Origin of the sequence: Chryseobacterium lactis (genome assembly GCF_003815875.1) — a bacterium.
Classification (GTDB): Bacteria; Bacteroidota; Bacteroidia; order Flavobacteriales; family Weeksellaceae; genus Chryseobacterium; species Chryseobacterium lactis.
The window spans coordinates 4,033,619-4,046,954 of record NZ_CP033924.1 but is presented as its reverse complement, the minus strand read 5'-3'; the positions used below and the strand labels follow the sequence as shown (position 1 = coordinate 4,046,954).

At 36.4% G+C, this 13,336-nt stretch carries 15 protein-coding genes and 1 pseudogene; 6 read left to right on the top strand and 10 right to left on the bottom strand.

Annotated features, from left to right (window positions below):
- Positions 1-3 precede the first annotated feature (3 nt).
- A complete protein-coding gene (locus EG342_RS17945) occupies positions 4-909 on the bottom strand; it encodes a dihydrodipicolinate synthase family protein (protein ID WP_103292438.1) in 906 nt (301 codons plus the stop codon).
- A gap of 88 nt (positions 910-997) precedes the next feature.
- Positions 998-1,882 carry an AraC family transcriptional regulator gene (locus tag EG342_RS17940; protein WP_103292439.1) on the bottom strand — a complete coding sequence of 295 codons (885 nt, stop codon included), beginning with the start codon at positions 1,880-1,882 and terminating at the stop codon, positions 998-1,000.
- 186 nt (positions 1,883-2,068) lie between these two features.
- Here EG342_RS17940 and EG342_RS17935 point away from each other — a divergent pair, with 186 nt between their 5' ends.
- The 6 genes and pseudogenes from EG342_RS17935 (at position 2,069) to EG342_RS17915 (ending at position 7,255) form a co-directional block, all read left to right on the top strand.
- Positions 2,069-3,463, top strand: coding sequence for an aminopeptidase P family protein (locus EG342_RS17935; RefSeq protein WP_103292440.1), 1,395 nt, complete (start codon positions 2,069-2,071; stop codon positions 3,461-3,463).
- 12 nt (positions 3,464-3,475) lie between these two features.
- A pseudogene (locus tag EG342_RS25740) lies at positions 3,476-4,753 on the top strand (DPP IV N-terminal domain-containing protein); the annotation flags it as partial.
- Positions 4,754-4,984: 231 nt separating this feature from the next.
- On the top strand, positions 4,985-5,647 hold the full coding sequence (locus tag EG342_RS25735) for an alpha/beta hydrolase family protein (protein ID WP_394338018.1): 663 nt from the start codon (positions 4,985-4,987) through the stop codon (positions 5,645-5,647).
- Positions 5,648-5,734: 87 nt separating this feature from the next.
- Positions 5,735-6,121 (top strand): hypothetical protein, encoded by a 387-nt coding sequence (locus tag EG342_RS17925; RefSeq protein ID WP_123868131.1) that lies wholly within the window; start codon positions 5,735-5,737, stop codon positions 6,119-6,121.
- A gap of 45 nt (positions 6,122-6,166) precedes the next feature.
- Positions 6,167-6,388, top strand: coding sequence for a hypothetical protein (locus tag EG342_RS17920; protein WP_103292443.1), 222 nt, complete (start codon positions 6,167-6,169; stop codon positions 6,386-6,388).
- Between the two features lie 261 nt (positions 6,389-6,649).
- On the top strand, positions 6,650-7,255 hold the full coding sequence (locus tag EG342_RS17915; RefSeq protein WP_103292667.1) for a DNA-3-methyladenine glycosylase: 606 nt from the start codon (positions 6,650-6,652) through the stop codon (positions 7,253-7,255).
- An 8-nt stretch (positions 7,256-7,263) separates the two neighbouring features.
- Here the strand turns inward: EG342_RS17915 and mug are convergent, their stop codons facing one another.
- The 8 genes from mug to EG342_RS17875 form a co-directional block, all read right to left on the bottom strand.
- A complete protein-coding gene (mug, locus tag EG342_RS17910) occupies positions 7,264-7,764 on the bottom strand; it encodes a G/U mismatch-specific DNA glycosylase (protein ID WP_103292444.1) in 501 nt (166 codons plus the stop codon).
- A 300-nt stretch (positions 7,765-8,064) separates the two neighbouring features.
- The gene (locus EG342_RS17905; RefSeq protein ID WP_185126906.1) at positions 8,065-8,766 is read right to left on the bottom strand and encodes a LytR/AlgR family response regulator transcription factor; all 702 of its coding nucleotides are present in this window, start codon (positions 8,764-8,766) and stop codon (positions 8,065-8,067) included.
- Positions 8,747-9,820: a sensor histidine kinase gene (locus EG342_RS17900; RefSeq protein ID WP_103292445.1), complete on the bottom strand. Its 1,074-nt coding sequence runs from the start codon at positions 9,818-9,820 to the stop codon at positions 8,747-8,749. The genes EG342_RS17905 and EG342_RS17900 overlap by 20 nt, the downstream gene beginning before the upstream one ends.
- Positions 9,821-9,942: 122 nt before the next feature.
- Positions 9,943-10,326, bottom strand: coding sequence for a DoxX family protein (locus EG342_RS17895; protein WP_103292446.1), 384 nt, complete (start codon positions 10,324-10,326; stop codon positions 9,943-9,945).
- A 161-nt stretch (positions 10,327-10,487) separates the two neighbouring features.
- Positions 10,488-10,991 (bottom strand): TlpA family protein disulfide reductase, encoded by a 504-nt coding sequence (locus tag EG342_RS17890; RefSeq protein WP_246008653.1) that lies wholly within the window; start codon positions 10,989-10,991, stop codon positions 10,488-10,490.
- 1 nt (position 10,992) lies between these two features.
- The gene (locus EG342_RS17885) at positions 10,993-11,421 is read right to left on the bottom strand and encodes a rhodanese-like domain-containing protein (protein ID WP_103292448.1); all 429 of its coding nucleotides are present in this window, start codon (positions 11,419-11,421) and stop codon (positions 10,993-10,995) included.
- A 103-nt stretch (positions 11,422-11,524) separates the two neighbouring features.
- A complete protein-coding gene (locus EG342_RS17880; RefSeq protein WP_103292449.1) occupies positions 11,525-11,791 on the bottom strand; it encodes a hypothetical protein in 267 nt (88 codons plus the stop codon).
- Positions 11,792-11,856: 65 nt separating this feature from the next.
- On the bottom strand, positions 11,857-13,230 hold the full coding sequence (locus EG342_RS17875; RefSeq protein ID WP_103292450.1) for an aldehyde dehydrogenase family protein: 1,374 nt from the start codon (positions 13,228-13,230) through the stop codon (positions 11,857-11,859).
- Positions 13,231-13,336 lie beyond the last annotated feature (106 nt).

Here is a 13,336-nt window from a genome sequence, read left to right as displayed (position 1 = left end):
GGATTAATCTAATGCCGGACGTTTAGCTCTGCCCTCTTCAATAATCCTTTTAATTCTTGAAGCTTCTTCACCTTGTAATTCTAAACGTGGAGCTCTTACATAAGGATTACTGATTCCTTCCGCAGTTGCAGCAAGTTTGATATACTGAATGAGTTTAGGATTAATATCAAGTTCTAACAAAGGCATAAACCATCGGTAGATCTCCAAGGCTTTGCCATACTCGCCTGCTTTTGCATAGTTATACATGGCCATTGTTTCGTTAGGGAAAGCATCTACAAGTCCTGCTACCAATCCATCTGCTCCAAGCATCAGTGTTTCCAGGCAAATCGTATCTACTCCACCCAGAATTTTAATCCTTTTTCCAAAACGGTTAATCATTCTGGTTACGTTGGCCAGATCTCTTGTAGATTCTTTAACAGCTTGAATAGTCGGATATTCAATAAGTTCATCAAACATTTCCAGGGTGACATAAATTCCGTAATCAACAGGATTGTTATAGATAAGGATAGGAAGATCTGTAGCTGTGGCAACCGCTTTGAAATATTCTACCACTTCACAGCTGTCTGCTTTATAACGCATTGGAGGGAGAAGCATTAATCCATCCGCTCCCAGTTCTTTTGCTTTTTGGGCAAAGCCTACTGCATTTTTGGTTGTATTTTCAGAAAGGTTAAGAATAACAGGAATTCTTCCCGCTGTAATTTTTTTTGCATATTGGAGAAGTTCAAACTTTTCTTCGGTTTCCAAGACACTGGCTTCTCCTAATGTTCCGGCAAGGATAATTCCATGAACTCCGGCTTTAATCTGGGCTTCTGTATTGACTGCAAACATTTCAAAATCAATTTTTCCTTCTTTTGTAAAAGGAGTTAATACAGCAGGATAAATCCCTTCCCAGCTTAGTTTTGTACTCATATCAAATAATATTTATTCAAAACTAGGTGAATTTTAAAACGCTAAATGTTAATATTTTAATGTATTCTAACCGTATTTTAACATGTGATTATTCGTGGTCTGTAGTAGCCTCTTTATAATGCTTCAGATATTCTTTTGGAGGGTATTTCATGATGGATTTAAATACCCGGTTGAAGTTGGTAAGACTAGTGAATCCGCTGTTAAAAGCAACGGAAGAAATGTTGTACATACTGCTGGAGGTTAATAATCTACAGGCTCTCTGCACTCGTAATTCATTAAGATATTGAATATAGGTAATTCTGGTATGTTTTTTAAAAGATCTGCAAAATGCCTGTGGAGTCATACAAGCTTCTTTCGCAATCAGATCAAGGGTGAGTTTCTGCTGGGTGAAATTTTTCTTAATATAATTCTGAGCATCTATAATCCGCTGGTCATTATCCGAAATATGATTAGGCAGGTTCTTTTCTGAGGATAAAGGAATATGTAAATGCCTGTTCTGCATCAGGTGATTTAAAATCTTTATAAAGTCTATAATCTGTTCTATGCCCTGTGTTTTTTGTAGGGCAGCCATACTTTCTGCTATATTTGATTTTAATTTTGCTGCCACCTGAAAACCTACTTTTGAGTGCTCGATGAAATTTTTAAGCTCTTCAAATTCAGGAAGATCAAAAAATGCTGCTATTTTTTTATCAGGATCAAAGAATATAGAAATGGCATGAACCTTTTGTTTTTCGTTTTCATTAAAAGCTCCTTTAAAAACATGAGACTGATTGGCTCCCAGATAGAAAATATCTCCTGCTTCAAAATTGAAAAGATTCTGTTCTATAGCCAGTGTTCCATGTCCTTTAAGAATCCACATAATCTGAGTTTCCGTGTGACGATGGAAGTAAGGATAGAAATTTGGCATAATATCTTCCTGTATGCGGATACTTTTGTTGGTGTCAGCAGGTACAGAAAATTGAAGACTCTTCATGGGATTAGTATTTTATGGAGATAATAATTTGGTATGTTAAAATATTGCCGAATTTAAGCAAAATATGAACACTGAATATCATATTTAAATCCAACCTTTACTTATTATTTATTTTAATGAACAAAGCGGTGTAAATAGTACAAAATCGTAACTTTAAACCTTTAATTAAAAAAGTATTCATAATATATGTTTTCAGCACAAACGTACCAAGAGAGAAGAGAAATCTTAAAAGGCAGTGTAGATCATGGAATCTTACTGTTTTTGGGAAATATTGAAAATCCCGTGAACTTTGAAGATAATGCGTATTATTTTCGCCAGGATAGTACCTACTTATATTATTTTGGAATTCAGGAGCCTAAAATTGCTGCTATTATCGATATTGATGAAAATAAGACGATTGTTTTCGGAGATGAATTAAGTATTGATGATATTGTATGGATGGGCAGACAGGAAACTCTAAAGGAGAAAAGTTTTAAAGCCGGCGTACAGGATACTTTGCCTTATTCACAACTTTTCAACTATATTCAGAAAGTGCAGTCTTCTGGCAGAAAGGTGCATTATCTCCCACCGTACCAGTCTTCCAATAAAATTATACTGAGTGATTTGCTTGGAATTAAAATCTCGGAATTACAACCGTCTGTTGAAATGATCAAAGCGATTGTAAAGCAGCGTTCCGTGAAAGAAGCACAGGAAATAGTACAAATAGAAAACGCTGTGAATGTTTCTAATGAAATGCATCTACTGGCTATGCGTACTGCAAAACCGGGTATTAAAGAATATGAAATCGCAAACGCTATTCAATACCTTGCAGCAAATAAAGAATGCCAGATGTCTTACCCTCCTATTGTAACCATCAACGGAGGTATTCTTCATAATCATTATCGCCTCAATACCTTACAAAGCGGCGATCTTTTCCTCAATGATTCAGGAGCTGAAACGGCGATGGGATATGCCGGAGATCTAACCCGAACTTTCCCTGTTGATAATACTTTTTCTACAAAGCAAAAAGAAATGTATGAAATTGTACTGAATGCTTTTAATAACGCACAGCAACTTCTGAAGCCGGGCATCCGATTCAAAGATATTCACTTGAAAGCTTCTCAATATCTGGTTGAAGGCCTTATTGATCTGGGATTGATGAAAGGCAACCCAGAGGAAGCCGTGAAAAACCATGCCCATACCCTATTTTTTCAATGCGGGCTGGGACATATGATGGGGCTGGATGTTCATGATATGGAGGATCTTGGAGAGCAATATGTGGGTTATACTGAAGAAGAACCAAAGGATACTCAAACTTTCGGACTAAAGTCTTTGCGTCTGGGAAGAGCTTTAGAACCTGGATTTGTTTTGACGGTAGAACCCGGTATTTACATAATTCCTGAACTTATCGATATATGGCAGGCTGAAAATAAAAATGCTGATTTTATTAATTATGATAAAGTGAATGAATACAGGAATTTCGGTGGGGTACGTATAGAAGATAATTTTCTGATTACGAATGACGGATACAGACTTTTAGGAAATGGATTGATTAAAACCGTTGAAGAAATTGAAAACTACAGATCAGAACACTTATCTTAATCAAATATCCATATGAAACGTATCAAAAAATTCATCAATATTGCGTTATATTTTCTGTGTTTATCGCCACTGGCAGCACAAAAAATGCAATGGACACCTGATGGTAATGCTTATTATTCCTTTACCAAAAAGGGCATTGAAACAGTCAATTTATTAAATCCCGATAAAAATCAGACGTTTTTAAATAATAACGAATTGATTCCCTCCGGATCGTCAGAACCTTTAAAAGTACAGAGTTTTCAGGTATCTCCTGATGAAAAAAACTTATTGCTTTTTGCCAATACCCAAAAGGTTTGGCGTGATAATACCCGTGGAGACTACTGGATTTTTGACCGGAATACTAAAAAACTTACTCAGCTTGGAAAAGGTCTACCTGCAGCTTCATTGATGTTTGCCAAGTTTTCTCCGGACGGAAAAAAAGTAGCCTATGTATCTAAGCATAATATCTATATCGAAGATCTTTCAAACCATCAGTTCGGTAAAATTACCAATGACGGAACTGACGGAATGATTAACGGAACCTTCGACTGGGCGTATGAAGAAGAATTCGGAGCTCAGGATGGCTTCAGATGGTCTCCGGACGGAAGCAAAATTGCCTACTGGAAACTGGATGCCCGAAATACCAAAAATTTTCTGATGATTAATAATACAGATAGTTTGTATTCGTTTACCATTCCTGTAGAATATCCAAAAGTTGGAGAAAATCCATCAGGTTGCACCATCTGGATCTACGATGTATTGGCTAAATCTTCAAAAAAAGCTGCTGTTGAAGGTGATGAAATACAACATTATATTCCAAGAATGGAATGGGTATTGGATTCAAAATCAATCATCCTGCAACAGCTGAACAGGAAACAAAACCAAAGTAAAATTATCATAGCAGATGCGGGTTCAGGAGCAGCGAAAACAATTTATACGGAAGCAGATCCTGCCTGGATTGATATAAAATCGAGCTGGAATAGTGGTGATCCGAGTGGATGGGACTGGATTGATAACGGGAAAGAATTTTTGTGGCTATCTGAAAAAGACGGTTGGAGACACATTTATAAAATAGGTTTAAACGGAAAAGAAACGCTGATTACAAAGGATGCTTTCGATGTTATAAAACCTGACTTTTTTGATATTCCCAACAAGCTTATCTATTTCTCTGCCTCCCCTAAAAATGCTACTCAGAAATACCTGTACAAAGTGAGTCTTAATGGAGGAAAAGCCGAAAGAATCACCCCGGAATCTTATCCCGGAACTAATAAATATACCATTTCACCCAATGGGAAGTTGGCAATGGTAAATAATACGAATGTCAATTCACGTTCATCAGGAGCAGTGATCTCACTTCCTAATCATAAGGAATTGGTTCCGCCCGTAAGTTCCACAAAGGCCGATCCTACAAAATCCAAAGCAGAATTTTTCCAGATTACCACTCAGGATGATGTAACGCTGGATGGATGGGTGGTAAAGCCTAAGAATTTTAATCCTGATAAAAAATATCCTGTTGTTTTCATGGTATACGGAGAACCGGGAATGCAAACGGTAACCGACAATTTTTATACCGGCTGGAATGAATTATATATCGGAGATATGGCTGAAGACGGCTATTTATATGTTTCTCTGGAAAACAGGGGAACGCCGGCTCCACGAGGCCGTGAATGGAGAAAGTCTGTTTACCGTAAAATCGGACAGCTTAATATCCGTGATCAGGCAATGGGTGCTAAAGCCGTATTTGCAAAATGGCCCTATGCAGATACTTCCAGAGTGGCAGTATGGGGATGGAGCGGCGGTGGCTCTTCAACCTTGAATCTACTGGGACAATATCCGGAAATTTATCAGACAGGAATTGCCATTGCTCCTGTAGCCAATCAGCTATTCTATGATAACATCTATCAGGAAAGATATATGGGACTTCCCCAGGAAAACAGGGAAGATTTTGTAAACGGCTCTCCACTGGCATATGCCAAAAATCTAAAAGGGAATCTTTTATTGGTACACGGAACGGGAGATGATAATGTACACTATCAGAATACTGAAGTCTACATTAATGAACTGGTGAAGTACAACAAGCAATTCCAGTTGATGTCTTATCCTAATAGGACTCACGCTATCGACGAAGGAGAAGGAACATCTCTTCATCTGGCTACATTATTTACCAAATATTTAAAAGAACATTGTCCTCCAGGAGGAAAATAAAATCGAAAAAGTCTCACGTTGCGTGGGACTTTTTTGTTTTTCTTTAAATAGATGACAATAAATGCTATATTTGAGAAAACTATGTTCATGAAAAGAAAGCTTATTTTATATTTTTCAATTGGCCTTTTATCTTGTGGCCTCATTGTTACTTTGTTTGCCTATGATAAGAATAGCCTCGCTTCAAAGATTTCTCTTATCGGTTTGTTGCTTGGCACTGGTGGTTCTATATTATCTCTATTTATGCCCACTTACTACGAAAGAATATTTAAAAAAGATGAATGGAAGACAGATGATAAAGGCTTATACATTATGATACCTAAGAGAAAACATGGTTTTGATAAACCAACTATAACAATTTCTATTCAAACGGATGGTGTTTATCAGGCTATATATGCTCCAAGGCAAGTTAATGACAAAGGTGATGTCATTGTTCGGGTCAATAATCCTGTGGATTGTAAAATAAAAATTTCGTAATTTTTACATAAAATATCTTTTAAAATAAAACTAAAAATAATTATCATGAAAATTAAGATTACAAACTCTGGAAAAGAAATAGAATTTTCTCTAACAGGAGATTCTGCAAGCAAATTTCATATGGATTTAAAAAATTGTTTAGCGAACCCAGGAACCTTTTTACATTACAATAATAATAACTCAGTACTTGTATTGCCAAGTGAGCTTTTAAAAAACAGTTCTATTGAAATTTTGATAGATAGAAATGAAGAGGTAAAATTTGAATAGATTTTTTTCAACGGATCAATCTAAATATTCAAACATAAAAATCCCCGGATTTCTCCGGGGAATAAAAGTGTCAAAACCTATATTTTTATATAGTGGTGTAAAATGATGTTGGAAATAATGCAACAATGGATGTGCCAAATTAATCACTAATTAATGAAAATTGACTTTTTGTGGTATCTATTTAACTTCAACCCTTAATTATCTTATTTTTAAAAGAAAATATCGTTATTTTTGAGTGAAGAATTACTAAAAATCAATTCCTTGAAATTACCACTCTCCTATTATTCCAATCAAGACGTCCTTTTCCTGGCTCAGGATCTTTTGGGAAAGATTCTTTTTACAGCGATTGATCATGAAGTAACGGCCGGAATTATTGTAGAAACAGAAGCTTATTTTGGAATTCAGGATAAAGCTTCGCATGCCTATGGAGGCAGACGTACTGACCGAACTGAACCATTGTACAATCATGGCGGTATTTCTTATGTGTATTTATGCTATGGAATTCATCATCTTTTCAATGTTGTAACTTCTGTAGAAGATGAACCTCATGCCGTTCTGATCAGAGCTATTGAGCCATTGATAGGAAAAGAAATGATGGAACACCGCAGGAATATGCCCGCCTCTAAAGCTGCTATTTCCTCCGGTCCGGGATCTTTGGCAAAAGCTTTAGGAATTGATAAATCTTTTAACAAAAAAGATCTGCTGGGAAATGAAATTTGGATTGAAGATCATGGAATTGAATACTTGCAGGAAGAAATTGTAAAAACAACGCGTATCGGTGTTGAGTATGCAAAGGAAGATGCCCTTTTACCATGGCGTTTTTTTGTGAAAGGAAATAAATATGTAAGCAAACCTAATAAGGTATAATTTTTCAACTATTCTTTTATAACCCGATAAAATTCGCTGTAAAAGGTGACAAGATCATCAAGGGAAAATCCCCGGTTTAAACCACTTGTATTTGGTAATACCCAAACGCGGGCACCGCAGAAATCGTCAGGCTGTTCTCCCCATTGAATCTCTTTCTTTTTAGAAAAAGCTTTGTAGGCTGCCTTACCCAGAAAGGCGATATATTTAGGTTTAAATTCTGTTATTTTGAGGCTAAAGGCTTCAAAAGCATTATCAAATTCTTCTTTTGAAAGTTCATCGGCTCTTGAGGTAGCTCTTGCAACAGCAGTTGTCAAGCCATATCCGAATTCTAAAATTGTAGTATCATGAATGGCCTGAATCTCATACGACGTAAAGCCGGATTGATGCAAAACCCTCCAAAAACGATTACTTCGTCCTGAAAAATGATGACCGTCATCTGAAGATTTCAGCCCGGGATTAATTCCGCAAAAAAGGACACTGAGGTCGTGAGCAATAATATCTGTTAGCATCGAAAGTTGATTAATTAAGATAGCAATATAGTGATATTATGTTTTTGCCACCTCTGACTTTAAGTATATAAAAACAAAAAATGGCTTAAGATCATTACAGATCATTAAGCCAACGTCTTATTCAACATTGAATAATAAACGAACCACATTCTATTATCATTATCCTAAATACTTATTTCTGACATCAAATTTGAGCAAATAGATACAAATTTGGAAATCACAGCTACCAACATAAAACTGAAGTCTACCAACGTATTAGAATAAGATCTTTGAAAAAAAATGATTGATTGAACAGGATGATCAAAGTTCGATAAAAGGCTTGTAAGTTCTGCCTACAGGAAGCTTTTTCCCATTAACCTGAATCATATTGGCCGATTTAACCTCAATTTTTGATTGCGAAACGATATACGACTTATGAATACGGGTAAACATTGCAGAGCTTAGGCTCTCCTCTATTTTGCTGATGGGCGTTTTAAAGGTTAAAGTTTCTGATTTTGTATGAATATGAATATATTCTCTTAAACTTTCAATATAATAGATGTCCTGCAAAATGATTTTAATTTGTTTTTTGCCGCTGCTTATGAAAATATAATCGCGCTCAGCCACTTCCAAGAGGGCATCTTCTGCTTCCATCAAATACTTAAACTTTGCGATAGCTGTTGCAAATCTATCATAAGGAATAGGTTTCATAAGATAATCTGTGATATCCAATTCAAATCCTTCCACTGCATATTGATGATAGGCGGTTGTAACAATAACAAATGGTGGATTTTTTAATTTTCTTAAAAAATCAAAGCCTTTTACCACCGGAAGATGAAGATCCAGAAATATCAGATCCACATCATGAATACTTAAAAGATTACTGGCATGCACTGCATTGGTAGATTTCCCTACCAGATTCAATGCAGGATCACGGGAAATGAAATTTTCAAGAATTTCGGCCGCGATGGGTTCGTCTTCTACAACAATGCAGTTGTATTTTTTAGGCTCTGAATGTATCATTGAAATCTATGATTAGTTGTACAATATATCGGTCACTTTTATCTTCAACAATCAGAGAATGTTTAGGATAAAGAAGCTCAAGCTGTCTTCGGATATTTTTTAATCCTATTTTGGTGGAATGCTTGTGAAGCATTTCTTCCTTGGAATTTTCTATAAAATAGGTAAGAATTCCGTTTTTCAAAACGATTTTAATTGTGATAAATGCTTCTCCCAGACTTTCGGATACCCCATGTTTGAAAGCATTTTCAACAAATTGAATGAGTATAAGAGGCGAAATTTCCTGAGAAGGATTATCCAGATCTTCTGTAAAATTCATACTAAGATGACGATAGCGAATTTTCTGAATTTGTATAAAATCCCTGATGTTTTCCAAATCTTTCCTGACAGATATACTTTTTTCCGCTGCCTCATAGATGTTGTATCGCATTACTTTTGAAAGCTGAAGAATCACTTCCGGGGTTTCATCTGCTTTTTTGAGAGCCATCCCGTAAATGTTATTAAGAGTATTAAACAAAAAATGAGGATTAATTTGCGCTTTAAGCATTGTCAGCTCCTGATCCAGCTTTTCTGATTTTAATTGTGAAATCTGTTCTTTCAAAACGTTTTTCTGCCGCGTAATTTCGACCCCAAAAACCAGACCTACCATGAAAATAAGATCCATAAAGGAATTGAAGGCGACCAATCCATTGATATACCCTGAAAGCTCCTTACCATCCAATGTTTCCGTAACTCCATAAATATAGGGATACATGATAAAATGAGTGAAAAATCGATGGACAAGCACCGCCAGTACAATGATGAGAAGGCCAAGAAAATACTTGGAAAATCTTTTTATAGCCGGGTTTTCATACACGTACAGCAGGGAATACGCAAGCGGAACTTTAATCAAAAGATAGCCCAGCTCCAGCATAAGGGTATTCTGAAGCCTTAGTTGCCATGAAAAATCAGGAAACTGATACCGAGACCAATAAAAGTCAAGATAAACCTCCAGAATATAATACAATATCCAAAAGAGCAGATGGATCCGGAGTTTAGATGTTCCGATAGGTTTCAAATCAGTTTTTATTTAAAAGTACAAAGTAATCCGATTCAATCCAATATAAAATATAAAGTCTACCAAATTGTGATACTGATCTATCAACGACCGTTTCTTAACGGTGGTATTGAGGTATTAAATTATACTTTCTTTTTCAGTTGAATTTCAGGAAATATAAGATTGAGAAAAGAAAAAATAAGCAGGATATTAAATTCAATTCCATTCGTTCCGCCTCCTACTACAAACCAGCCGTTTCCCCAGTGAATATAGTAAATTCCCAAAATAAAGATAAAGATATTACAGATCGCAACAGTTTTAATATACCGGTCCGTCCAAAGTAAAGGAACCGAAATAAGATGAGTCAATTTGACCACCCAAGCAAGATAAAGCCCTACCGGACTGAATCCTATCGTATCCAGATACTGACGCCCGAAATTAGAAACATCCCCACTGGCAATAGAAATAACACTGTGCATCAATAAAATCACTGATAGTGCAAAACGGAGGTAAAAGTTTTTTTTCATACAACCAAATTAAGCATCAGAATCAGTGTTTACATTAGATGGCCTATTAATAGCAATTAAATGTATATCAATGGATTATTCTTCTCTTAATTCCTGTCTGTTTTAAATAAAAAAAGAGCAGTAAAATAGTTACCGCTCTTTTCAAAAATATGTGCTAAGCCTTAATTCTGACTTAAATTTTTCTTTAAAAACTCTTCCAGCTCTTTACCATGAAGATTTTTGGCAAGAATAGTTCCCTGTCCGTCAATAATAACATTGAAAGGAAGTTCATCAACTTCATATGTCTTGGCAACAGGGCTTTTCCAAAACTTCAGATCACTGATCTGTATCCAGTTGATACCAAATCTCTCAATAGCTTTCTGCCAGCTTTCTTTATTTTTATCTAAAGAGACCCCAAGAATCTCAAACCTATTATTTTTCACCTGATGAGAATAGGTTTCATAAAGTTTTTTCAACTCCGGTTGCTCTTCCACACATGGAGCACACCACGTTGCCCAGAAATCGATGAGTACAAGTTTCCCTTGTAATGAAGAAAGTGAAAAAGAACTTCCGTCCACTTTGGACATTGTAATTTCAGGAACCTTTTTCCCTACTTCTATTTTGCTTTGAGAAAAAGCATATCCTGAAAACGCTATTAAAAATAATAAGGTAAAACGAATCTTCATATTAATCATTTGTAGGATAATCTTTGTCTAGCCAGTCTGTTTTAATATTTTTAGGAAGATTCAGAAGCTTGGCATTTTTAAAGCCCATCTCCATCAATAATCCAAAAGCAGGGCGGATATTAGGACATTTCACAAACGGACAGCATCCACAATAGATAACAATTTCGCTGTCTTTTGGAACATTTTTAAGATAATTTCTTAATTTTTCCAGGTTTTCAGGTTCATGAGTAGGTCCGATATCCACAGAGCCTTTAATAATGGCTTCAGGTCCCACAGAAATGATCACCAGATCTTTTGTTTTATTCTTTACAATACGGGACGCCAATAATGCAGGATCCATCAGCTGACTGTCTTTCCACGGATCTTGTTTTTGCTGTGCCTGACTAAAAATGGAACAGACAAAACAAGCAATGATAAACAAATACTTCATACTTCTATTTTTCACAAAGATAAAAAGTTGAAGGTGGAAAATTAAACGTTAAAAAAGTTAATTTGAATATTTTTAACTTCTCACCCCCAATTTCCCATTGAATTTATAATTTTTTAGGGGTAATATGAATAACATTAGCTGCTCCGGGTTCTATAACAAGTTGAGTTCCCGATGCTCTTTCATCTTCACGACCCTGAATGGCAGATCCTGTGGCCAACGTTAATTTTCCTTTGAAAACAGGGTGCGGCGGAAGCAGAGAGATCTCAATTTCTTCCTCATCCATCTGGATAATAATAGTTTCAGCTTCAATAGGATGTCGTGTGCCGTCTTTTGTAATAGCAAATGCCTGGTAAGGATTTATTTCATTCATTTTGTTTACTTTTTTAACAAAGATAGAAAAAGCGCCGTACGATGAGATATCGGAATTGCTGTTTTTTAACTAAATACGCTCAGGTTTTTAGCAATATCTTTTCCTGCATACGGAGGAAAAACATCCAGTTCCAGATCGGGATTTCCAATGAGCATGGCTTTGGTATTGCTTAATGCATCAAATCCGGCTTTCCCATAATATTTACCCATACCCGAATACCCCACACCTCCGAATGGCAAGCTATCTATCCAGCAATGTAAATTGGTCTGATTGATACACCCGCCGCCAAAAGATACCGCATTCAGGAAATAATCTATATTGTTCTGATTTTTACTAAAAATATAAGCTGCCAGAGATTTGGGTTTACGTTTAATAATATTGGTAATTTCTTTTAAATCCGAATATACCATTACCGGTAAAACAGGTCCAAAAACCTCCTGCTGTAATGCCGGATCATCCCAGGTACTCGGATAAAGAACAGTAGGTTCCACATATCGCTGAGAAACATCAAAGCGTCCGCCAATAACTACCTTTTCAGGGATAATATAGGAAGCCACCCGTTCTGCATCATGCTCACTGATCATTCTTGCGAGATCCGGACTTTCCTGTGGGTTCTCACCGTACATTTTCCGGATAGAAGCTTTCAGTTTTTCAATAAATTCATCGGCTATGCTTTCATGCACGTAGACATATCCGGGAGCAATGCACCATTGTCCTGAGATCGCATTGTGTCCCCATGCAATTCTGTCTACAGCGATGTCAAGATTCGCTGTTTCATCAACAATAGTAGGGTTTTGGCCACCTAATTCAAGAATAACCGGAGTTAAATTTTCTGCAGCAGCACGCATGACTACTTTTCCGACATTGGAACTTCCTGTAAAGAAAATAAAATCAAAGGGAAGCTTCAGTAATTCTGTGATTTCTTCTCTGCCTCCGGTAACGGCTGTAACCGCTTCCGGCTCAAAATATTGCGGAACAGTTTCCCGAAATAATTGAGCCACCGCAGGAGTGGTATTCGCAGGTTTTAAAATAACGGTATTGCCCGCTGCAAGGGCTGCGATGGCAGGGTCAAGTAATAACAATACCGGAGCATTGAAAGGGCCGATTACCAGCGTAACTCCGTAAGGTTCTTTATAGATCATACCACTATTCCCTGTCTCTTCAAGTCCTTTGGGAATCTCAACAGATTGAGGAGTCATTAATTGTTGCAGATTTTCCTTGTAATATTTGATCACACCCAGAGGAACTGTGATCTCAAATAACTGTTCGAAAGGAGGTTTTCCAAAATCTTTTTCAAGAGCCTTGCAGAAAGCTTCCTGGTTTTCTATGAGAAACTTTTCCATTCTGTTTAGCTGGTCCATACGCCATTCATACGTTTTGGTACCATCGCTGAAGAAAAATTCTCTCTGGGTATCGAAAATGTTTTGATACTTGTTCATAACCTTTGTATTTTTTGATGTTATCACAAAGTTATATAAATGAATATCTTACCTATGGTGTACTTTTCGGAAGTTTAAAAAAAGTATAAAACAAGATAAAGAACAA